This window comes from Robertmurraya korlensis NBRC 107688, assembly GCF_001591645.1.
Lineage (GTDB): Bacteria > Bacillota > Bacilli > Bacillales > Cytobacillaceae > Robertmurraya_A.
Window position 1 is genome coordinate 105,592 of the sequence record NZ_BCVH01000010.1, and the last position, 21,360, is coordinate 126,951.

At 40.2% G+C, this 21,360-nt stretch carries 23 protein-coding genes and 2 riboswitches; of the genes, 22 read left to right on the top strand and 1 reads right to left on the bottom strand.

From position 1 onward, the window contains the following. Positions 1–48 precede the first annotated feature (48 nt). The 6 genes from pdhA to BKO01S_RS14560 all read left to right on the top strand — a co-directional run bounded on the left by pdhA (position 49) and on the right by BKO01S_RS14560 (position 6,383). Positions 49–1,032 (top strand): pyruvate dehydrogenase (acetyl-transferring) E1 component subunit alpha, encoded by a 984-nt coding sequence (pdhA, locus tag BKO01S_RS14535; protein ID WP_066055566.1) that lies wholly within the window; start codon positions 49–51, stop codon positions 1,030–1,032. An 18-nt stretch (positions 1,033–1,050) separates the two neighbouring features. Next, on the top strand, positions 1,051–2,040 hold the full coding sequence (locus tag BKO01S_RS14540; protein ID WP_066055350.1) for an alpha-ketoacid dehydrogenase subunit beta: 990 nt from the start codon (positions 1,051–1,053) through the stop codon (positions 2,038–2,040). 14 nt (positions 2,041–2,054) lie between these two features. Beyond that, on the top strand, positions 2,055–3,398 hold the full coding sequence (locus BKO01S_RS14545; protein WP_066055353.1) for a dihydrolipoamide acetyltransferase family protein: 1,344 nt from the start codon (positions 2,055–2,057) through the stop codon (positions 3,396–3,398). Positions 3,399–3,410: 12 nt separating this feature from the next. Continuing rightward, a complete protein-coding gene (gene lpdA, locus BKO01S_RS14550) occupies positions 3,411–4,817 on the top strand; it encodes a dihydrolipoyl dehydrogenase (RefSeq protein ID WP_066055357.1) in 1,407 nt (468 codons plus the stop codon). 208 nt (positions 4,818–5,025) lie between these two features. Next, entirely contained in the window at positions 5,026–5,934 is a 909-nt protein-coding gene (locus BKO01S_RS14555; RefSeq protein WP_439951048.1) for a sugar-binding transcriptional regulator, read from the top strand. Positions 5,935–6,047: 113 nt separating this feature from the next. Continuing rightward, positions 6,048–6,383: a bh protein gene (locus tag BKO01S_RS14560; RefSeq protein ID WP_066055363.1), complete on the top strand. Its 336-nt coding sequence runs from the start codon at positions 6,048–6,050 to the stop codon at positions 6,381–6,383. Positions 6,384–6,499: 116 nt separating this feature from the next. Here the strand turns inward: BKO01S_RS14560 and BKO01S_RS23985 are convergent, their stop codons facing one another. Continuing rightward, positions 6,500–6,631 carry a YuzL family protein gene (locus tag BKO01S_RS23985; RefSeq protein ID WP_084362090.1) on the bottom strand — a complete coding sequence of 44 codons (132 nt, stop codon included), beginning with the start codon at positions 6,629–6,631 and terminating at the stop codon, positions 6,500–6,502. Between the two features lie 222 nt (positions 6,632–6,853). Here BKO01S_RS23985 and BKO01S_RS14565 point away from each other — a divergent pair, with 222 nt between their 5' ends. From BKO01S_RS14565 to sufC, 16 genes are all read left to right on the top strand, one after another. Next, positions 6,854–9,238 (top strand): 3-hydroxyacyl-CoA dehydrogenase/enoyl-CoA hydratase family protein, encoded by a 2,385-nt coding sequence (locus BKO01S_RS14565; RefSeq protein ID WP_066055569.1) that lies wholly within the window; start codon positions 6,854–6,856, stop codon positions 9,236–9,238. A gap of 44 nt (positions 9,239–9,282) precedes the next feature. Then, entirely contained in the window at positions 9,283–10,458 is a 1,176-nt protein-coding gene (locus tag BKO01S_RS14570; protein ID WP_066055364.1) for an acetyl-CoA C-acetyltransferase, read from the top strand. Between the two features lie 29 nt (positions 10,459–10,487). Continuing rightward, positions 10,488–12,272 (top strand): acyl-CoA dehydrogenase FadE, encoded by a 1,785-nt coding sequence (locus BKO01S_RS14575; protein WP_066055368.1) that lies wholly within the window; start codon positions 10,488–10,490, stop codon positions 12,270–12,272. A gap of 142 nt (positions 12,273–12,414) precedes the next feature. Continuing rightward, positions 12,415–12,777 carry an arsenate reductase family protein gene (locus BKO01S_RS14580; protein WP_066055371.1) on the top strand — a complete coding sequence of 121 codons (363 nt, stop codon included), beginning with the start codon at positions 12,415–12,417 and terminating at the stop codon, positions 12,775–12,777. Between the two features lie 35 nt (positions 12,778–12,812). Then, positions 12,813–13,196 carry a glycine cleavage system protein GcvH gene (gene gcvH / locus BKO01S_RS14585; protein ID WP_066055374.1) on the top strand — a complete coding sequence of 128 codons (384 nt, stop codon included), beginning with the start codon at positions 12,813–12,815 and terminating at the stop codon, positions 13,194–13,196. 100 nt (positions 13,197–13,296) lie between these two features. Continuing rightward, positions 13,297–13,536, top strand: coding sequence for a YusG family protein (locus BKO01S_RS14590; RefSeq protein WP_066055378.1), 240 nt, complete (start codon positions 13,297–13,299; stop codon positions 13,534–13,536). A 129-nt stretch (positions 13,537–13,665) separates the two neighbouring features. Next, a complete protein-coding gene (locus tag BKO01S_RS14595; RefSeq protein ID WP_084362091.1) occupies positions 13,666–14,022 on the top strand; it encodes a toprim domain-containing protein in 357 nt (118 codons plus the stop codon). 14 nt (positions 14,023–14,036) lie between these two features. After that, positions 14,037–14,342, top strand: coding sequence for a thioredoxin family protein (locus BKO01S_RS14600; protein ID WP_066055381.1), 306 nt, complete (start codon positions 14,037–14,039; stop codon positions 14,340–14,342). A gap of 246 nt (positions 14,343–14,588) precedes the next feature. Then, positions 14,589–14,936, top strand: coding sequence for an SCP2 sterol-binding domain-containing protein (locus BKO01S_RS14605; protein ID WP_066055384.1), 348 nt, complete (start codon positions 14,589–14,591; stop codon positions 14,934–14,936). A gap of 85 nt (positions 14,937–15,021) precedes the next feature. After that, positions 15,022–15,120: riboswitch (SAM riboswitch) on the top strand. A gap of 70 nt (positions 15,121–15,190) precedes the next feature. Then, positions 15,191–16,504 carry an O-acetylhomoserine aminocarboxypropyltransferase/cysteine synthase family protein gene (locus BKO01S_RS14610; protein WP_066055387.1) on the top strand — a complete coding sequence of 438 codons (1,314 nt, stop codon included), beginning with the start codon at positions 15,191–15,193 and terminating at the stop codon, positions 16,502–16,504. Positions 16,505–16,610: 106 nt separating this feature from the next. Further along, a riboswitch (SAM riboswitch) is annotated at positions 16,611–16,714 on the top strand. A 175-nt stretch (positions 16,715–16,889) separates the two neighbouring features. Next, positions 16,890–17,915 (top strand): methionine ABC transporter ATP-binding protein, encoded by a 1,026-nt coding sequence (locus tag BKO01S_RS14615; RefSeq protein WP_066055390.1) that lies wholly within the window; start codon positions 16,890–16,892, stop codon positions 17,913–17,915. Next, positions 17,908–18,576 carry a methionine ABC transporter permease gene (locus tag BKO01S_RS14620; protein WP_066055393.1) on the top strand — a complete coding sequence of 223 codons (669 nt, stop codon included), beginning with the start codon at positions 17,908–17,910 and terminating at the stop codon, positions 18,574–18,576. Before BKO01S_RS14615 ends, BKO01S_RS14620 begins: the two co-directional genes overlap by 8 nt. Before the next feature lie 11 nt (positions 18,577–18,587). Next, positions 18,588–19,427 (top strand): MetQ/NlpA family ABC transporter substrate-binding protein, encoded by an 840-nt coding sequence (locus BKO01S_RS14625; RefSeq protein ID WP_066055396.1) that lies wholly within the window; start codon positions 18,588–18,590, stop codon positions 19,425–19,427. Between the two features lie 123 nt (positions 19,428–19,550). Then, a complete protein-coding gene (locus tag BKO01S_RS14630; protein ID WP_066055399.1) occupies positions 19,551–19,922 on the top strand; it encodes a carboxymuconolactone decarboxylase family protein in 372 nt (123 codons plus the stop codon). A 227-nt stretch (positions 19,923–20,149) separates the two neighbouring features. Then, entirely contained in the window at positions 20,150–20,302 is a 153-nt protein-coding gene (locus BKO01S_RS25295; protein WP_501193738.1) for a YuzK family famiily protein, read from the top strand. 258 nt (positions 20,303–20,560) lie between these two features. After that, positions 20,561–21,346, top strand: coding sequence for a Fe-S cluster assembly ATPase SufC (sufC, locus tag BKO01S_RS14635; protein ID WP_066055402.1), 786 nt, complete (start codon positions 20,561–20,563; stop codon positions 21,344–21,346). Positions 21,347–21,360 lie beyond the last annotated feature (14 nt).

Below are 21,360 nucleotides of genomic sequence, written 5' to 3' on the forward strand. Positions count from 1 at the left end.
TACAAATGTAACAGTATAGAACAAATGTAAAAGGAGGAACAGATAATGATGGTTAAAACATTAAAGCTTCCTGAGATGATTACAGAAGAGAAATTAAAAGATTTATATAAAGAGATGTGGCTGATTCGTTATTTTGATGAGAAGGTTGACCAGTTTTTTGCGAAAGGAATGATTCATGGAACGACACACCTATGTGTCGGCCAGGAAGCATCGGCTGCCGGATCCATAGCGGTCATTGGTAGGAAAGATAAAATAGTTAGCACACACCGTGGTCACGGTCATTGTATTTCAAAAGAAGGCGATATTAACAAAATGATGGCGGAACTATTCGGCAGGGAAACAGGCTATTGTAAAGGTAAAGGTGGCTCCATGCACATTGCCGATGTGGAAAAAGGTAATTTAGGTGCGAATGGTATTGTCGGTGGGGGTCTTCCTCTTGCAGTAGGAGCTGCTCTTACCTCAAAAATGAAAAAAGAAGATTATGTGGTTCTTTGTTTCTTTGGCGATGGTGCTTCGAACGAAGGTAGCTTCCATGAATCTGTAAATCTAGCAGCCATTTGGGACCTTCCAGTTATTTTCATTTGTGAAAACAACCAATACGGAATGTCAGGACCGGTTAAGGAAATGACACGTGTAGAAAATATTGCTGACCGAGCTAGTAGTTATGGAATCCCTGGAAAAGTGGTTGACGGTCTTGACATGATTGAAATTATGAATTCAGTTCATGAGGCAGTTGAACATGCACGAGATGGCAAAGGCCCAACATTAATTGAAATGAAAACTTACCGCTGGAAAGGTCACTCCAAGAGCGATGCAAAAAAATATCGTACCCGTGAAGAAGAGAAGGAATGGAGAGAAAAAGACGGGATCAAACGTTTTAAAGAGACACTAATTGAAGCCAGCATATTAACAGAAGAAACGGCTAAACAACTTCAGGATCAAGCATATGAGGAAATAGAGGAAGCTGTGAAATTTGCTGAGAACAGTCCGGAACCATCACTTGATAGTTTACTAGAGGACGTATACGCGTAAAGAAAGGAGAGAGGGAACATGACTACTAGACAAATAACCTATTTAGAAGCAGTAAGAGAAGCGATGAGCCTGGAGATGAGAGAAAACAACGATGTATTTATTCTTGGTGAAGATATCGGTGTTTATGGGGGAGCATTTGGTGTAACACGCGGGATGATTGAAGAGTTTGGTCCTGAACGTGTCCGTAATACACCTATTTCAGAAGCAGCCATTGCGGGTGCAGCAATCGGATCAGCATTAACAGGGATGCGCCCAATTTTAGAACTACAGTTTTCTGATTTTATCACGATCGCTATGGATCAAATGGTAAACCAAGCTGCGAAGACGCGTTATATGTTCGGTGGTAAAGGAAAAGTACCAATGGTTCTACGTACACCCGCAGGTTCTGGAACAGGTGCAGCGGCTCAGCATTCACAAAGTCTTGAAGCGTGGATGGCACATATCCCAGGATTAAAAGTCGTTCAGCCGTCCACAGCTTATGATGTAAAAGGCTTGCTAAAAGCAGCCATTGATGATGATAATCCAGTAATTTTCTACGAACATAAATTATTGTATAGAACGACTGATGATGTTCCTGAAGAATCCTACAAAATTGAACTAGGAAAAGCAGACATCAAGCGTGAAGGAACGGATGTAACGATTGTTGCTACGGCTATCATGGTTCATAAAGCACTGGAAGCAGCTTCTGAGCTTGAAAAAGAGGGAATCAGTGTAGAGGTAGTTGATCCTCGTACCATTGTTCCACTAGATAAAGAAACGATTATTAATTCGGTGAAAAAAACAGGTCGTTTAATTGTTGTTCATGAAGCTGTTCAGCGCGGCGGTTTCGGCGGTGAGATTGTAAGTGTGGTGGCTGAAAGTGAAGCATTTGATTATTTAGATGCACCAATCAAACGTCTCGGTGGTAAGGCGGTTCCCATTCCTTATAACCCAACATTAGAAAAAGCAGCAATCCCACAAGTTCCAGATATTATTGAAGCTGTAAGAGAAACAGTAAAGAACAAGTAAGGAGGAGGGACGATATGGCAAAAGAAATATTTATGCCGAAGCTAAGCAGCACAATGGCAGTCGGTACCCTCCTTCAGTGGTTTAAAGAAGAAGGGGAAACGGTAGAAATCGGGGAACCGCTTTTTGAAATTATGACCGACAAAATCAACATCGAAGTAGAAGCATACGATCAAGGCGTGTTACTAAAAAAATATTTTGATGTTGATGCAGAGGTACCAGTTAATCAGATCATTGGTTATATTGGCCAGGCAGGAGATAAGGTACCTGATAGCTCTCCAGGAATGACTGGGGAAGAAGGAACGACAGAAGAAAAAGAAGAAGCTACTGTTTCCGAACAGCAAGAGCTTATCCCAACAGCCAGCCATACTCAAGAAGGTGAGAAACCACGTGCAACTCCGGCAGCACGTCGAATAGCACGGACAAATAATCTTGAATTAGTATTCATTGATGGAAGCGGACCATATGGGCGTGTGCATAAAAAAGATGTGATCGCCCACTTAGAAGCTAAGACATCCATACCAAAAGCTACTCCACTTGCAAGGAAAATCGCACAAACAGAGAAGGTGGAACTATCATCTGTAACAGGCAGTGGCGTGAATGGAAAAATCGTTAAGGATGATGTGGTTTCTGCGGCAGTTCCTAAGGAGGCAGTAGCGCTTCAAGAACCTGCAACGAAGCGTAGAAAAATGTCTGGTATGAGAAAAGTGATAGCTGACAGGATGGCACAAAGTGCATACACTGCACCACATGTAACATTAACGTCTGAAGTGGAAATGACAAAGGTGAAAGAACTTCGTGCCGCCCTTCTCCCAGTGATTGAAAAACAAACAGGATTCCGTGTATCGTTTACTGATATTCTCGTAAAAGCTGTAGGAGCCGCTCTTGTCCGTCATCCACAAGTGAATGTATCGATTGACGGAGACGAAATTGTTCAGCATAGTGAGATCAATATTGGTCTTGCCGTTTCAGTTCAGGATGGGTTGATGGTCCCGGTGATTAAAGATGTAGTAAGTAAGGGACTTGCTGAATTAACAATAGACGCAAAAGACGTTGGCAAGCGTGCCAGAGAAAATAAATTACTACCAGATCAAATGAGGGGCTCAACTTTTACTGTTAGCAACCTTGGTATGTACGCAGTCGATGCATTTACACCGATTATTAACCAGCCTGAGAGCGCGATTCTTGGGGTGGGCCGGATACAGGATAAGCCAGTCGCTATCAATGGGATGCTTGAAATCCGTCCAATGATGACGTTAAGTCTATCTTTTGACCACCGAGCATTGGATGGAGCACCGGCAGCTGCATTTTTGACCGAGTTAAAGCAGATCCTTGAAAATCCATTCGAGTTACTGGTATAGGGGTGAATATTAATGACTAAATTCTACGATATTGTTGTAGTTGGAGGAGGCCCTGGCGGTTATGTAGCAGCTCTACATGCTGCTGAGCTCGGTAAAAAAACAGCCCTTATTGAAGCAGACTTCCTTGGAGGAACATGCTTAAATCGCGGGTGTATCCCATCAAAGACCTATTTAAAGCATTCGGAAGTCATTGAACAAATTGAAAAGGCAAAGGATTGGGGAATTGAAACCGGAAGCCTTACCTTTTCTTTTAGTAAAATAAAAAAGCGAAAAGACGACGTGATACAACGGTTGCGTGGAGGCATCGCCTTTTTACTAAAACAAGGAAAAATTGATGTATATAACGGGTATGGCTCAGTACTTCCTGGTGGAGTAGTGAAGGTGAAAACGGCTGTTGGAGAAGAGTCGGTTCAGGCAGCAAAAGTGATTGTGGCAACAGGATCAACACCAGCCGTACCACCGATTTCGGGATTGGATACTGTTCAATTTGATACAAGTGATACAATCTTCGATATTAAGGAAATACCAAAGTCTGTGATCATTATTGGAGGCGGAGTGATCGGTGTTGAATTTGCAACTATCTTCGCTTCACTAAAAGCCCAAGTAAGCATCGTTGAGGCTGCTGATCGAATCATTCCCACAGAGGATGCTGAGGCATCCAAGTTTTTAACAAAAATGTTAAAGAAAAAAGGGATTAACATTCATACGGGTGCAAAGGTCCTAAGAGTTCAGGAAACAGAAGGTCTGAAAACCGTCATATGTGAGGATGCAAAGGGGCAAGAACTTACCTTACAAGCAGATACATTACTTGTGAGCACTGGACGCCGCCCGAATCTATCGGCAGTTACAGAACTTCATCTTGAACAGAACGGACCATTTATAAAAGTAAATGATAAAATGGAAACTTCGCAGACCAATGTTTATGCAGTTGGTGACGTCATAGGGGGCTGGCAACTCGCTCACGCAGCAAGTGCTGAAGGAGTCGTTGCGGCCAATAATGCTGCGGGCGGGATTGACCAAATTGATTACAAAGTCATGCCGCGTTGTATCTACACATTACCTGAAATCGCCTCTGTCGGCTTATCTGAGGCAGAAGCGAAAAAGCAGGGGATGGAAGTATTGGTGGAAAAATTCGACTTTGCCGGGAGCGGTAAAGCACTAAGCGCGGGAGAACCAGAAGGATTTACAAAAATTATTTATGAAGCAAAATACGGTGAAATCATAGGTGTTGTGATGGCCGGATCTCACGTAACAGAAATGATTTCCGAAGCCTCCGCTTTCATGTATTTGGAGGGTACGATCGAAGAAGCATCTAAGATGATTCATCCACACCCAACTATATCAGAAACCTTCTATGAAGCAGCCGTGAATGCAGTTAACAAAATAAGAACGGATAGAGCTATACAATCAGCTGTTTAATATATTGGTATAGAACATAGTGAGTACTAAGACTGGTGTCGAGAATAAATATTCTCGGCACTTTTGCTATGGGTGTGGTGATTTTTGAAATAATATGGTTTAAAATGTTCATATACAAAACAATTGTAAAAATAAAAAAATCATTGCCGTGAAGGAGATGGCTAATGTGGATTGGCAAGAAAAGAGACAATTGGTGAAGGTATCCAGTATGTATTATCATGACGGCTGGACACAGGCACAAATTGCCGAAAAATTAGGAGTTTCAAGACCTGTTATATCCAAATTGCTTCAAAGGGCAAAGGATGAAGGAATCGTTAAGGTCTATATTAAGGATGAAAGTGTCCACACAGTTGAATTAGAGCGGAAGCTAGAGAAATATTTCCATCTTACTGATGTAGTGGTTGTTCCGAATAACGGATTAACCGGTGAAATGGCCAAGAGGGAAGTAGGGCAGGCTGGTGCTAACTATATTTCAAATAGTATGAAGGATGTTAAGAGTATTGGGATTTCATGGGGAGATACATTAGCTAATCTTGTCTTAGAATACCCTTTTGAACGAAGAGAAGAGGTTACCGTCGTTCCATTGGAAGGTGGGATGGGTGTAAAGCAAGTACAAATCCATGCAAATCAGCTTGCAAGTGAATTAGCTAAAAAGCTTCACAGTACTTGTACTTATTTATATGCTCCGGCAATTGTTGAAACGGAAGAACTAAAGGAGCGGTTAATGGGAATGCAGGATATCCAAACGGTCCTAGAAAACGGTAGGAATGTGGATATTGCACTAGTCGGAATTGGCAATCCATTTACCGACTCAACTTTAATGAAACTAGGATATTTGCAAGAGGATGATTTATCTCATCTCCGAGAAGTAGGAACTGTTGGAGATATTGGTTATCGTTTTTTTGATGAAAATGGTCAGCCAATAAATGATACATTAAATAAGAAAGTCATTGGCATTACCCTGGAAGAGTTCAAAAGTATAAAAAAAGTAATTGCAGTTGTTGAAGGGGAACATAAAGTAGAAAGTATATTAGGTGCATTAAAAGGGAAATTTATTGATGTTTTAATCACCGATGAACTAACGGCAAGTGCAATGATTAATAAATATAATGAATAACTCTTTTCTTGTACCTTTTCGATAAAGGATAAAATATACTATTATATAATTAAGTGGCATTTAACAGAGAAGTGGTATGTATTGCCGGAATATGTAATAAGGAGAAGGTAAATATGAAAATCTCAGAAATTGATGTCTCCCTATATTGCTCACGCTGTCATGATGAAACCCTTCACCGTGTTCAGTACTTAAACGATAAGATCCATAGTACAGAGTGCACAAACTGCCACCGCAAACTTGAAATGAATTTAAATCCTACAAGAGAATTGTATAAAGAAGTATACAAACGCATTACAACAAAACCTACAAGACTAAATGAAGAGTATAGGGAAGACCTTAGTAAGTTTATTGGAGAATTTCCAATAAGGGTACTTAGTAAACCGTATCGTCTGATGAGAGACGTGGGCGAAACTAGAAAGGCCTTCAAAAAACTTAAGAACCACGAATGAATCCTAGAGGAAATCTGACTTTATACATAGTCAGATTTTTTGTTTTGTTTTAATCAAATACCAGTACTTCAAAAAAAAATGTACCCGACACCAAACTAAGTGCGGGCACACAGCATTTATCTCTTATACTGATTGTTTTGGCTGTTTCTTTTCCCGCCACCGTCATTTTCAACAGTTGGGCCAGCATTCCCTTTAACGCTAGCAGCACTTACTCCAGCCTTTGATGGGTCTTTCTTCATTTTTGCCATAGGTACACCCCCAAACATTTTTACTCGTGTATAACATATCCACAATCATAGCTTTCTATTGCTCGCATAAAATAATGTAAATTTCAAAAAATTTTCAAATTTCAATGACAAAGGATTGCGTAAAATTTTTAAATATCTTATGATTAGAGTAACCAAAAATGAATGAGTATTCATTCAAACTATCGAATCCACTCAAAAAGTAAAAGGGGGAGACAAAAGTTGATCCAACAAATTAAAAAAGCTGCCGTTTTAGGCTCGGGGGTAATGGGGTCCGGTATCGCCGCACACCTAGCCAATATCGGTGTTCCAACACTGCTATTAGATATTGTTCCACGCGAACTAACTGATGACGAGAAGAAAAAGGGGTTGACGCTTGAGGATAAAGCTGTAAGAAATCGAATCAGCCAAACAGCACTTCAAAAGCTCATAAAACAAAAGCCGGCACCATTAACCTCAAAAGGCAATTTGGCCCTTATTGAAGCAGGTAATTTTGAAGATGACCTTTCACGATTAAGCGAAGTTGACTGGATCATTGAAGTCGTCGTAGAAAACCTAACCATTAAACAGCAGATTTTCGAGAAGGTGGACCAATATCGAAAGCCGGGTAGCTTTGTAAGCTCAAATACTTCAGGTATTTCTGTTGAGGCCATGGCAGAAGGACGCTCTATAGACTTCCAAAAGCATTTTCTTGGTACACACTTTTTTAATCCACCTAGATACTTAAAGCTTTTAGAAATCATTCCAACCAAACATACTTCACCCGATGTACTTCATTTTATGAAGCAATACGGGGAGGATATTCTTGGAAAAGGGGTTGTTGTTGCTAAGGACACGCCAAATTTTATCGCTAACAGAATTGGCACGTACGGTCTATTAGTGACAGTACAAGAAATGCTTAAAGGTGGGTACAGTGTTGGAGAAATTGATTCGGTAACTGGTCCATTAATTGGGCGACCAAAGAGTGCAACCTTCCGTACTTTGGATGTGGTTGGACTTGATACATTTGCGCATGTAGCAAAAAATGTGTATGAACAGGTGGAAGGTGCGGAGAAGGAAGTATTTGAAGTACCTGCCTTTATGAACGAGATGCTACAAAAGGGTTGGCTTGGAAGCAAATCTGGTCAAGGATTCTTCCAGAAAAAAGGAAAAGAAATACTTGAATTAGACCCTGCCACTCTTGAATACGTGGAGCGGAAAAAATTAAAAACTGCCTCTGTCGAAATGAGTAAACAGGAAGAAGGACTAGCGAATAAAATGAAAGCGCTTGTATATGCGGATGACCGTGCAGGGCAATTATTATGGAATATTTTTAGTCCAGTACTTGTTTATTCTGCAGACTTACTCGGTACAATTGCCGATGATATCGTCGCCATTGACCGTGCCATGAAATGGGGCTTCGGGTGGGAACAAGGGCCATTTGAAGTTTGGGATGCATTAGGTCTAGAAAAGTCCATTGCCAAAATGGAGAAAGATGGCCTTACCGTCTCTAGCTGGGTCAAGGAAATGCTAGCAAATGGTCATACAAGCTTTTATAAGGAAGAAGAAAATGGTGACCTTTATTTCTATACGAATGGTGAATACAAACTAGTTGAAGAGAATCCTAAGGTTATCAATTTGAAAAAAATCAAAAAACAGCGTGGTGTGATTAAAAAGAATAGTGGTGCGAGCTTAATTGATCTCGGAGATGGAGTAGCACTTCTCGAGTTCCACTCACAAAGCAATGCGATTGGACTCGACATTGTACAAATGATTAATTTTGCCGTTGATGAAGTGGAAAAGAACTTCAAGGGCTTGGTGATCGGGAATCAAGGAAAGAACTTTTGTGTCGGTGCCAACCTTGCGATGATCCTTATGGAAGCTCAGGACGATAATATTTTTGAAATTGATATGGTTGTTCGTCACTTCCAGCAAGCGATGATGAAGATAAAATACAGCACAAAACCAGTGGTTGCTGCACCTTTTGCAATGACACTAGGTGGAGGAGCAGAGGTTTGCTTACCGGCTGCACATATCCAAGCTACGATGGAAACTTACATGGGACTCGTTGAGGCAGGAGTTGGCCTTATCCCTGGAGGTGGAGGGAATAAAGAGCTGTACATGAAGTTTTTAAGCAGCATGCCAAACGGTGTTCCATTTGATCTTCAAAACGTAGCGAATAAAGTGTTTGAAACGATTGCGATGGCAAAGGTGTCAACATCAGGAGACGAAGCACGTGAAAACAATTTCTTAAACAAAGCTGATGGAGTTAGTGTCAATGGAGATCACCAGCTATACGATGCAAAGCAGGTTGTCCTAGCTCTTTATGAAAAAGGCTATAAGCCACCTGTTCGAAAGAAGGTACCAGTCGTTGGTGAAACAGGGTACGCTACTTTACTACTAGGAGCACAAACGATGTACTACTCCGGATATATTTCAGAGCATGATTTGAAAATTGCAAAGAAACTTGCTTATGTCATTGCCGGTGGGAAAGTTCCATTTGGAACAGAAGTAGATGAGCAATACTTACTTGATTTGGAAAAAGAAGCGTTCTTGAGCTTGATCGCAGAGCCGAAGTCACAAGCAAGAATGCAGCATATGCTCATTAAAGGAAAACCATTGCGCAACTAATAGATTAATAGAGTCGTAGTATAAAGTGAAAGCGAGGGAACGTGATGAGAGAAGCGGTAATTGTTGCAGGAGCACGAACTCCAGTGGGGAAATCAAAAAAAGGATCGCTTGCTAGTGTTAGACCTGATGATCTTGGTGCACTGGTTGTACGAGAAACATTAAAGCGCGCGGGAAATTACGATGGGAATATTGATGATTTAATTATTGGTTGTGCTATGCCAGAAGCAGAACAAGGGCTCAATATGGCAAGGAATATTGGGGCACTTGCAGGACTCCCTGACACGGTACCTGCTATTACCATCAACCGTTATTGTTCATCTGGTCTTCAATCGATTGCTTACGCTGCTGAAAAAATTATGATTGGTCACGCCGACACTATCATCGCTGGTGGGTCAGAATCAATGAGCTTGGTGCCGATGATGGGCCATGTAGTCAGACCAAATGCCAAGCTGGCTGAATCAGCACCGCAGTACTATATGGGAATGGGCCACACAGCAGAAGAGGTAGCAAAGAAATTTGGAATCTCTCGTGAAGATCAGGATGCTTTTGCGGTACGCAGTCATCAAAAAGCAGCGAAAGCCCTTCAAGAAGGAAAGTTTGTTGATGAGATTGTTCCAGTAGACGTTATTCTACGTTCGATTGGGAAAGACAATAAGCTAGTTGAGAAACCGTTTGTTTTCAGTCAAGACGAAGGGGTACGTCCTGAGTCAACGATAGAAACATTAGCAAAACTTCGTCCGGCTTTTTCCGTAACAGGGACAGTAACAGCAGGAAACTCCTCACAAACAAGTGACGGTGCGGCCGCAGTTATGGTCATGGATCGAGAAAAAGCAGAGGCTCATGGACTCACTCCTCTTGTTAAGTTCAGATCGTTTGCTGTTGGAGGCGTGCCACCTGAAATTATGGGAATTGGTCCTGTTGTAGCGATTCCAAAAGCATTAAAGCTCGCTGGATTAGAGTTATCGGATATTGGATTATTTGAGCTTAATGAAGCCTTCGCCTCTCAATCCATTCAAGTCATTCGTGAGCTAGGACTTGATGAGGAAAAGGTGAATGTCAATGGTGGAGCCATTGCACTAGGTCACCCACTTGGCTGTACTGGTGCAAAGCTAACCCTTTCTCTTATTCACGAGATGAAGCGACGCAATCAACAATTTGGGGTGGTCACCATGTGTATCGGAGGCGGCATGGGTGCTGCTGGAGTGTTTGAACTTTTATAAAGCCATCATAATAGAACGGAGGAAATAACATGACTAATCAAACAGACAAACTTATTAAAGGTGGGAGCTTTTTAATTGAAGACGTTTCCTATGATCGAGTTTTTACTCCTGAGGATTATACAGATGAACAAAAGATGATTGCAAAAATGACGGAGGATTTCGTTACCAATGAAGTTCTCCCTCAAGTGGAGCATATCGAAAATCACGAATTTGACCGTTCGGTAAAGCTTTTAAAAGAAGCAGGTGAACTTGGTCTTTTAGGGGCTGACGTTCCGGAAGAGTACGGCGGTTTGGCTCTTGATAAAATCAGTTCCGCATTAATCGCTGAAAAAATGTCTCGAGGTGGTGGATTCTCGATTTCCCATGGTGCGCATGTGGGGATCGGCTCCCTTCCAATTGTATTGTTCGGAAACGAAGGTCAAAAACAAAAATACTTACCGACACTAGCAACAGGTGAAAAGCTCGCTGCCTATGCGTTAACAGAGCCAGGCTCAGGTTCAGATGCATTAGGAGCAAGAACAACAGCGGTATTAAATGCAGAAGGAACCCATTATGTTCTTAACGGAGAAAAGCAATGGATTACAAATGCAGGCTTTGCTGACGTATTTGTTGTCTATGCAAAAATTGATGGCGAACATTTCTCTGCTTTTATCGTTGAAAGGGAATTTTCGGGAGTGTCTGTTGGACCAGAAGAAAAAAAGATGGGGATTAAGAGTTCTTCCACACGTACTTTGATTTTAGAAGATGCTCAAGTTCCGGTTGAGAACTTATTGGGAGAGTATGGGAAGGGTCATATTATTGCCTTTAACATTCTAAATATCGGTCGTTATAAGCTTGGGGTAGGGGCAGTGGGCGGTTCTAAAGCGGCGTTTGAGATTACGACGAAGTATACGAACCAACGCCAACAATTTAAAACAAAGCTATCCCAATTCAATTTAACAAAAGAAAAGCTCGCAACGATGGCATCAAAAATATACGCAGCGGAAAGCTCCGTTTACCGAACGGTGGGACTTTTTGAAGAGCGTATGAGCAAGCTATCGGACGAAGAAGTGAAAAATGGGAAAGCGGTAGCCGCATCCATTGCTGAATACGCAATTGAATGCTCATTAAATAAATTTTTCGCGACGGAAGTGTTGGATTACGTAGCAGATGAAGGGGTACAGCTTCACGGTGGATATGGCTTTATGAGCGAGTATGAAATTGAAAGAGTGTACCGCGACTCTAGAATAAACCGTATCTTTGAAGGGACGAATGAAATCAATCGACTATTAGTTCCAGGAACTTATTTAAGAAAAGCATTTAAAGGGGAACTTCCATTATTCCAGAAAGCGCAAGCCCTACAAGAAGAGCTTATGATGCTGATGCCGGAAGAACCAGGAGATGAGCCGTTAGCTCAGGAGAAGTATCTAGTGAAAAATGCAAAGAAAATTGGTCTTCTTGCTGCTGGTTTAGCTGCTCAAAAGTTTGGTAAAGCACTTGAAAGAGAGCAGGAAATTTTAGTGAACATTGCTGATATTGTATCCAATGCCTATGCAATGGAATCAGTGGTTCTAAGAACAGAGAAAGCAATCGCAAAAGATGGAGAAGATAAGAGCAAGCAAAAGCTATTATATACACAAATCTTTTGTCAGGAAGCGTTCAATGAAATTGAGCAGCATGCAAAGGAAACACTTGTGGCAACAGAAACAGGCGATGCACTCCGAATGATGATTTCCGCACTTCGTAAATTTACAAGACACACACCAATCAACGTCATTGCGAAAAAGCGCGAAGCATCAGAAAAACTAATCGATGCAGAAAAATTTGTCCTATAACTAAGGATAATACCCCCTTCAGGTAGCGTAGGGGGTATTTGGTTGTAAGAATAAAATTCCTCGAAAATTTCGTAGTCAAGGTTATGAATTTGTACCTAATTATGTTAATATGCAATTGAACGTGTAAAAGGATGGTGGTAACATGGCATTGACCTTCTATTGGTATCCGAAATGTGGAACGTGTCGAAACGCAAAAAAGTGGCTAGATTCGCACAATATTCAGTATCAAGAGGTACATATCGTAGAGCAGCCTCCTTCAAAAGCGGAACTAGAATCCTACTACAATGCAAGTGGACTTGAGCTAAAAAAATTCTTTAACACAAGTGGACAAAAATACCGCGAGCTTGGTGTGAAAGATAAAATTGCAACATCTTCGGAGGACGAGCTTCTTGAACTTCTCGCCTCGGATGGAATGTTAATTAAGCGTCCATTGCTAACAGATGGAGAGAAGGTAACGCTTGGCTTTAAGGAAGCAGACTATGAACAAGTATGGCTTACAAAGTAATCAACTATTAGTACATAATTTGGAGGGGTTTGATCGTGAGTATACCAAAGGATCTACGTTATTCTGAAGAGCATGAATGGGTAAAAACAGAGGGAAATACGGTTCGTATCGGTATTACACATTTCGCTCAATCTGAGCTTGGTGACATCGTATTTGTTGAACTTCCAGAAGTAGGAGACACAGTAACAGCTGATGAGCCGTTTGGTAGCGTTGAATCTGTTAAAACAGTTTCCGAGCTTTACGCTCCAGTAAGTGGAAAAGTAGTGGAAATAAACGAAGAGTTAAACGATAGCCCAGAGTTCGTTAACGAATCACCATACGAAAAGGCTTGGATGATTGTTATTGAGCCAACAGATGCAAGTGAAGTAGATAAACTAATGACAGCTGATCAATATGAAGAAATGGTTAACGAAGACTAATGTATGAGGCACCTTTATAGGTGTCTTTTATTGTCTCTTTTTTTTCTAGCAAACATGGGTATGCTAAACATATAACAGAAAAGAAAGGGATGCTACCAACATGACTTTGCAGCAAGGGAAGTTAGATATTACAGACCGTGTTGTCGGGAAACTTCAAAATGGGGAAATAGTTCTTTATTTAGAAAACGAGCGAATCGGGAAGGTAACTTTACCGAGTGGTAGTAATATGCAACTTGAGCATCATTTTGAAAACGCTGGGGAGAAGATTTTTCAGCTTGTATCGACCCCATCCTCTGACGAACCAAGATATACCGATTGTGATGAGGGTGGATGGTGTTAATCTAAGAGCAGCGGGTGTTTTTCCGCTGTTTATTTTTTTATAATAAAAATAGTTAGAGGAATTGTACACCTCTTTCGAGAATAATGAATAAAGTAAAGAAAAAATACAACATGTTCACAGGTGATGCAAATGACTGAAATGAGACCTGAAAAAGTAATTATTGTGGAAGGTACGTCAGACAAAAAGAAGGTGCAAAAGGTTATTAAGGAGCCTGTAGACATTATTTGTACGAATGGAACGATATCCCTTTCAAAGCTAGATGAGATCATTGATGAGTTGTTTGGAAAGGATGTCTATATTCTTGTGGATGCCGATGAAGCTGGAGAAAAGCTTCGAAGATTATTTAAAAGGGAATTTCCTGAAGCAGACCATTTATACATCGATCGAACGTACAGAGAAGTCGCTACCGCACCAGAACATCATTTAGCTACTGTACTGCTCGGGGCAAACATCGACGTCTTTACGCAATTTTTAGACAAAGTGTAAGAAGGGGTAACAACATGCAAGAATTGCTTGAAAATAACAGGGAAATACTCCTCGCGAATGAGGAGACCAAATTTCTCTACTTGTACACACCTTTATGTGGTACATGCCAGGTAGCAGGGAAAATGCTCTCGGTCGTTGAACAGCTTTTGCCACAGCACAACTGGCTAAAGGCTGACCTAAACTATGTCCCAACGTTAGCTGAGCAATATTCGATTGAGTCAGTTCCCTGTTTACTTGTGTTAAGAAACAACGAACTTGTGAAGAAAATATATGCGTTTCAATCGGTACCATTTTTATATGAAAGTTTAAGGTCATTGTAGGAATCAGACAGTATTTGTCTGATTTTTTTATTGTATATGAAATCCATAATCCTTCGACAGTAAAATTAATATCGTTCAAAAAGTTGACATATTTCTCGGGAAATGAAGTCTAACTACAGCATTCGATACAAAGCCTTGTGAGTTATCTTAACAATTGCTTGGGAATTTGTCGAAAAGATATTAAAGGTAAGACTTCTCTCCGAGTGGAATATATATAGGTATCCGGATATTGAGAGGGGAAGAATGATGCTTGTCGAGTTACAAAAAACCGTGAATGAATGGAATAACCGAAGCCATTTACTGCCTTTTTTAAAGAAGGCTTCTACCGTTATTTGTATAAAATCAGAAGATGAGGTCTTCTTTATCCATATAAGTAAAGGGAATGTTGAATTATTATTGGAGGGAAATCATCATATCGATGCACAGCTTCAAGGAAAGAAGGATCATTTATTATCCTTGCTTCGTGGGGAGTTTAAGTTAAGACAAGCAATGGTATCGAATCTTGTTACCTTACAGGCTAGCTTTCGAACAACATTATACTTAGAAACAATGTTCTTTTTAGTAAAGCCATATAAGCTTGTGGATAATATATGAAACTTTTCTGAACTTTCGCAATTATCATTGACTGCCTAATTTTATCCATGCTATTATCATCTACGTGATTGACTTAAACATAAAATTCTTATCAAGAGTGGTGGAGGGACTGGCCCTTTGAGACCCGGCAACCGGTAGAATACACGGTGCTAAATCCAGCAGAGGTTACTCTGGAAGATAAGGAGAGACGTAATTTCCCCCTCTTCTTAAGATGAGGGGTTTTTTATTACAATAAATGATTGGGAGTGAATGAAATGTCAGAACAGAAGAAGTACCGGTTAGAAACGCTTGGTGTCCATGGTGGGTTAACCCCGGATCCGGTAACTGGAGCAAGAGCTGTACCAATCTATCAAAACAATGCCTATCAGTTTAAGAACACAGAGCATGCAGCAAATCTGTTTGCACTTGCTGAGCCTGGATATATTTATACACGTATCCATAATCCAACAACTACTGTATTCGAAGAGAGGGTGGCCCTGTTAGAAGGTGGAGTAGGAGCACTTGCTGTTTCGAGTGGTATGGCAGCGATTACACTGGCCATTCTTAACTTGGCTGAAGCAGGGGATGAAATTGTTGCTGCTTCAAATCTATATGGTGGTACATATAATCTGTTCGCTGTGACTTTACCTAAATATGGAATACAAGTGAAATTTGTGGATTCCACCAATCCAGAGAACTTTAAAGAAGCTATTACAGAGAAAACAAAGGCCGTGTTTGCAGAGACAATCGGAAATCCAAGTTTGAGAATTTTAGATATCGAAGAAGTAGCAAACATCGCACATAATGCGGGAGTACCATTAATTATTGATAACACCTTCGCGACTCCTTATTTATGCCGTCCTATCGAGCATGGTGCCGATATCGTTATTCATTCGGCAACAAAGTGGTTATTAGGTAATGGGACTACGCTTGGAGGTATTATTGTAGACGGAGGTAAGTTTGACTGGAATTCATCGAAATTCCCTGGCTTTACAACGCCTGACGTAAGCTATCATGATCTTGTATATAGTGAAGCAATTGGTGCCGCCGCTTATATTGTGAAAGCAAGGGTTCAATTACTGCGGGATCTTGGCCCAGCATTAAGTCCACAGAATGCATTCCAGTTCACACTGGGTTTAGAGACCCTGCATGTCAGAATGAAGGAGCATGTGGCAAATACGGAAAAGGTGGTAAACTATTTGGAAGCCCATCCGGCAGTTAATTGGGTGATGTATCCAGGAAATAAAAAGCACCCAGACTATGAGCTTGCGAAGAAATACTTACCAAAAGGAGCGGGTTCAATCGTTGTCTTTGGAATTGACGGAGGTCGAGAGGCTGGAGCAACGTTCATAAATAGTCTTACCCTTTGGGCTCATGTCGCAAATGTAGGGGATGCCAAAAGCTTAGTTATTCATCCAGCTAGCACCACTCATCAACAGCTGGACACTGAAGGGCTAAAAGCAGCAGGGGTTCCAGAGGACTTAATTCGCCTATCAATAGGGATTGAAAATGTAGAAGATTTAGTTGAAGATCTCGAGCAAGCGATTACATTAGCGACAGGCAAAACGTCACTTACTAGCAATGTGTAATCCATAAGATTTTTGTCGAAATTTATCGTTGACACTCTTATTTTTCCATGATACGATAGCAATCGTGATTAAGACTACAACTAAAAAGTTCATATAAATTGATAAGCTCTTATCAAGAGAGGTGGAGGGATGTGCCCTATGAAGCCCGGCAACCGTCATATATTGAAATGGTGCCAATTCACACAAAGCGTATGCTTTGATAGATGAGAGAAAGGTAATTGTTTCTGCCTTTCTGCTCATGCAGAAAGGTTTTTTTGTTCTTATAGATTGTCCTCATTCGAATAGGAATGGAACGGATGTTAGAACATAGGGGAAATGAAGCCTTCTGTAGCACGAAACCATGTAGTTTTATCAGAATAATCGGAAATGGAAGGAGGAGAAACCTTTGATCTCGATAAAAGATGTGAAGAAGATTTACTCTTCAAGACAAGGAAAAGTAACGGCTGTTGATAATGTAAACTTAGAGATTACAGAAGGAGAAATCTTTGGTGTAATCGGCTATAGTGGTGCAGGGAAAAGTACTCTCATTCGTATGCTTAACGGTTTAGAAATTCCAACTGAGGGATCCGTTGTTGTGGCAAAGAATGAAGTATCGAAAATTAAAGGAAGTAGCCTTCGTAAAGCTAGACAAGAAATAAGTATGATCTTTCAACATTTTAATCTTCTTTGGTCTCGTACTGTAAGGGAGAATATTGCATTTCCACTTGAAATTGCAGGAGTTCCGAAAGGCCAAAGAATGAAAAGAGTAGATGAACTTATTCGTTTAGTTGGATTAGAAGGTAGAGAAGACGCATACCCTTCACAACTGAGTGGTGGACAAAAACAAAGAGTTGGGATTGCGAGAGCACTTGCCAACAATCCAAAGGTTCTTCTTTGTGATGAGGCAACATCTGCTCTTGATCCACAAACAACGGATTCCATTCTAGAGCTATTAGTAGATATTAATAAGCGCTTAGGATTAACTATCGTTCTTATCACTCACGAAATGCACGTCATCAGAAAGATTTGTCATCGTGTAGCTGTTATGGAAGGTGGAAAGGTTGTTGAGCTTGGTCCGGTACTTGATGTATTTAAACACCCGAAAGAAGAAATCACGAAACGATTTGTTCAACAGGTAACAGAGCCGGAAGAGACGAAGGAAACGATTGAGCATTTATTAGAGCTATACCCTCATGGTACAGTCGTTCAATTAGGATTTGTTGGTGAAGCTGCTGAGCAGCCGCTTATCACTAACCTTATTCGTCACTACAATGTGACTGTAAATATCCTGCAAGGAAAAATTTCACAAACTCAAAATGGTTCTTACGGAACTCTTTTCATCCACTTGGATGGGGAAAGCGAAGAGCTTTCAAAAGCGATTTCTTATATCGAGTCACAACAAGTAGGAGTGGAGGTGATTTCGAATGCTTGAGACACTTTTGCCAAATGTGAATTGGGAAAAAATGATTGAAGCAACGAATGAAACTCTTTACATGACAGCTATTTCAGTTGTTATTACGTTTATTCTAGGATTAATTTTAGGACTTTTATTATTCTTAACTGCAAAGGGTAATATTTGGGAAAATATTGTGGTGAATAAAGTAATCGGTTCTGTTGTGAACGTGTTTCGATCGATTCCCTTTATTATCCTAATCGTTCTTCTTATTCCTTTTACAAGAGCGATCCTAGGGACTATGATTGGTGAAAATGCCGCTTTACCTGCATTAATTATCGGTGCTGCTCCTTTCTATGCAAGAATGGTAGAAATTGGGCTTCGCGAAATTGATAAAGGCGTAATTGAAGCGGCAAAATCAATGGGAGCCAAAACAAGTACGATTATTGTGAAGGTACTAATCCCTGAATCGATGCCAGCATTAGTTTCGGGTATTACGGTAACGGCAATCGCCTTAGTGAGCTATACGGCGATGGCAGGAGTAATTGGTGCAGGTGGACTAGGAAATCTTGCATTTTTAGAAGGGTTCCAAAGAAGCCGTAACGATGTGACTTTTATGGCGACTATAATTATTTTAATTATTGTGTTTATTATCCAATTTATTGGAGATTCTATAACATCAAAACTAGACAAAAGATAGGAGAAAGAAGAATGAAGAAATTTTTAAGCTTATTTTTATCATTAACCGTTGCTTTAGTTCTTGCAGCTTGCGGAACAGCGAACGATGAGTCAAACGCAGGTGAAGAAGCAGCAGACACTACTGAATTAGTAGTAGGAGCTTCTAATGTACCACATGCTGAAATTTTAGAAGAAGCAAAGCCACTTCTTGCTGAAAAAGGAATCGATTTAAAGATTGAAACTTTCCAAGATTACATCTTACCTAACCAAGCATTAGAAGCTGGCGATTTAGATGCTAACTATTTCCAACACATTCCTTACCTAGAGCTTCAAATAGAAGAGCATGGCTACGATTTTGCTAACGCTGGTGGAATCCACATTGAGCCAATGGGTGTTTACTCTAAGAAGTACAAAAGCTTAGATGAACTTCCAGAAGGAGCACATGTGATCATGAGTAGCTCTGTTGCTGAGCACGGACGTATCTTATCGTTGCTTGAAAAAGAAGGGGTAATTACCCTTAAAGAGGGCATTGACAAAGTAAAGGCAACAATGGAAGACATTGCTGAAAATCCAAAGAACATCCACTTTGATACAGAGTACGAAGCATCATTATTACCACAAATCTTCAACAACAATGAAGGGGATGCAGTAGTAATCAACTCTAACTATGCAATGGATTCTGGTCTTAACCCTCTTGAAGATTCTATTGCGATTGAAGGCAGTGAGTCTCCTTATGCGAACTTAATCGTAGTTAATAAAGGTGATGAAAATTCTGAAGCAATCAAAACTTTAGTAGAGGTTCTGCGCTCTAAAGAAATCCAAGACTTCATCCTAGAAGAATACAAAGGTGCTGTAGTACCAGTATCTGAATAATGTGATAAACAGATGTCTCTGATAAGAGTCATCTGTTTTTTTATGGATATGTAATAATTTGTCTTAATTCAAGGATACTAATTTATGTGATACTACATATCTTATAGACTGGAGTGGGACAAAATGGACCAAGGGTTTATTCCAAGAAATCCGAGTGAAGAGGCTCTACATGATTATAAATTAGGACTTGGCACGTTTACTCAGAAAATGCCGGATATTGCTAGTCATTTTAATGCATTCACCGAAGCATGTTTTCAAGAGGGCGTATTATCTCAAAAGCAAAAGCAACTAATCGCATTAGGAATTAGCCTATATTCTCAGGATGAATATTGTATCATCTATCATGTGAAAGGATGCATGGATCAAGGGGCATCTGAAAAAGAAATTCTTGAGGCAATTGGTGTAACAGCAGCTTTTGGTGGAGGCGCTGCCATGAGCCAGGCTGTCACCCTTGTACAAAATACAATGGATGATTTTAACCAATTAAAACAATGAGTTAAGCTTTTAATAAGAGGAAATGACAAGAAAAGTATGGAAATCGTATTGTAATTTTTTCTAACAGTCTCTGACCCTCATACATCCTAAAATATCGTGTTTTTTCAGCTTTGTGACGTTCATTCGACCTGTGTTACGATAAAGGTGACCAATAAAGGCGAAAAAAAACGATCATTTGAAGGGATGGATTCAATATCAGTCAACTAAGGTTGAACTACACGAGCGAGATGGAAAAGGCGTTGTATGGAGCTCATGGAGTAGGATATGAAACCTACAGTCGAAGACATAAAGTTAGATTGAAAATTGAAAAAGCAAGGCAACTGAATTATTTGCAAAGTCAAAGAATGATTGCTGATTTAGATCGTAGGGTTCATAACTAGTAGAGTATATAATAATAAGGAAGAGAACAGGCCAGTGGAATATCCCACTGGTTTTCCTATTGATCAAGTGGTTCCCGTACATAGAAAAGATAATGGAAGAAAAAAATAGGTAAGTAATATACCGAGAAGTCAGTTCATAAGAGTTGCTATCACATTTCATTTGTTATAAGATTGTAATGAGAATAGAATGAGAATTAAAATAAAGTTTTAATACTAAAGAAATAACTAATTTTCTTTCAAATTATGGAGGTAATAGATATGTCAGGATCAACTTTATCCATTAAGGATCTACATGTGTCAATCGATGAAAAGGAAATTTTAAAAGGGGTAACTCTTGAAATTAAAGGTGGAGAAATCCACGCTATTATGGGACCGAACGGAACAGGTAAATCAACCTTGTCTTCAGCAATTATGGGACATCCTAAGTATGAAGTTACCTCTGGTTCAATCTCTCTTGATGGAGAAGATGTACTTGAAATGGAAGTAGACGAGCGTGCTCGTGCTGGTCTATTTTTAGCTATGCAATACCCAAGTGAAATTAGTGGGGTAACGAACGCAGACTTCTTACGTTCATCTATCAACAGCCGTCGTGAAGAAGGAAACGAAATTTCTTTAATGAAATTTATCCGTGAAATGGACAAAAACATGGAATTTTTAGAAATGGATCCAGATATGGCTCAACGTTACCTTAATGAAGGTTTCTCTGGTGGAGAGAAGAAGCGTAATGAAATCCTTCAATTAATGATGATTCAACCAAAAATTGCAATCCTTGATGAAATTGACTCAGGATTAGATATCGATGCGTTAAAAGTAGTGTCTAAAGGGATCAATGAATTGCGAAGCTCTGAGTTCGGATGCTTAATGATTACTCACTACCAACGTTTATTAAATTATATTACACCAGACTACGTTCACGTAATGATGCAAGGACGTATCGTTAAATCTGGTGGCCCTGAGCTTGCTCAGCGTTTGGAAGCTGAAGGATATGATTGGATTAAACAAGAGCTTGGCATTGAGGACGAAACTGTCGGGCAAGAAGCGTAAGTTAGGGGGACCAG

Coding starts and splice junctions, on each gene's coding strand:
- BKO01S_RS14560 (WP_066055363.1), top strand. CDS start 6,048: ATGAAAATCTCAGAAATTGATGTCTCCCTATATTGCTCACGCTGTCAT.
- sufC (WP_066055402.1), top strand. CDS start 20,561: ATGTCAGGATCAACTTTATCCATTAAGGATCTACATGTGTCAATCGAT.
- BKO01S_RS14595 (WP_084362091.1), top strand. CDS start 13,666: ATGACTGAAATGAGACCTGAAAAAGTAATTATTGTGGAAGGTACGTCA.
- BKO01S_RS14610 (WP_066055387.1), top strand. CDS start 15,191: ATGTCAGAACAGAAGAAGTACCGGTTAGAAACGCTTGGTGTCCATGGT.
- BKO01S_RS14630 (WP_066055399.1), top strand. CDS start 19,551: ATGGACCAAGGGTTTATTCCAAGAAATCCGAGTGAAGAGGCTCTACAT.
- BKO01S_RS23985 (WP_084362090.1), bottom strand. CDS start 6,631: ATGGCAAAAATGAAGAAAGACCCATCAAAGGCTGGAGTAAGTGCTGCT.
- BKO01S_RS14580 (WP_066055371.1), top strand. CDS start 12,415: ATGGCATTGACCTTCTATTGGTATCCGAAATGTGGAACGTGTCGAAAC.
- BKO01S_RS14590 (WP_066055378.1), top strand. CDS start 13,297: ATGACTTTGCAGCAAGGGAAGTTAGATATTACAGACCGTGTTGTCGGG.
- BKO01S_RS14570 (WP_066055364.1), top strand. CDS start 9,283: ATGAGAGAAGCGGTAATTGTTGCAGGAGCACGAACTCCAGTGGGGAAA.
- lpdA (WP_066055357.1), top strand. CDS start 3,411: ATGACTAAATTCTACGATATTGTTGTAGTTGGAGGAGGCCCTGGCGGT.
- BKO01S_RS14605 (WP_066055384.1), top strand. CDS start 14,589: ATGCTTGTCGAGTTACAAAAAACCGTGAATGAATGGAATAACCGAAGC.
- BKO01S_RS14620 (WP_066055393.1), top strand. CDS start 17,908: ATGCTTGAGACACTTTTGCCAAATGTGAATTGGGAAAAAATGATTGAA.
- BKO01S_RS14555 (WP_439951048.1), top strand. CDS start 5,026: ATGTATTATCATGACGGCTGGACACAGGCACAAATTGCCGAAAAATTA.
- pdhA (WP_066055566.1), top strand. CDS start 49: ATGGTTAAAACATTAAAGCTTCCTGAGATGATTACAGAAGAGAAATTA.
- BKO01S_RS25295 (WP_501193738.1), top strand. CDS start 20,150: ATGGAAAAGGCGTTGTATGGAGCTCATGGAGTAGGATATGAAACCTAC.
- BKO01S_RS14625 (WP_066055396.1), top strand. CDS start 18,588: ATGAAGAAATTTTTAAGCTTATTTTTATCATTAACCGTTGCTTTAGTT.
- BKO01S_RS14575 (WP_066055368.1), top strand. CDS start 10,488: ATGACTAATCAAACAGACAAACTTATTAAAGGTGGGAGCTTTTTAATT.
- BKO01S_RS14600 (WP_066055381.1), top strand. CDS start 14,037: ATGCAAGAATTGCTTGAAAATAACAGGGAAATACTCCTCGCGAATGAG.
- BKO01S_RS14545 (WP_066055353.1), top strand. CDS start 2,055: ATGGCAAAAGAAATATTTATGCCGAAGCTAAGCAGCACAATGGCAGTC.
- BKO01S_RS14540 (WP_066055350.1), top strand. CDS start 1,051: ATGACTACTAGACAAATAACCTATTTAGAAGCAGTAAGAGAAGCGATG.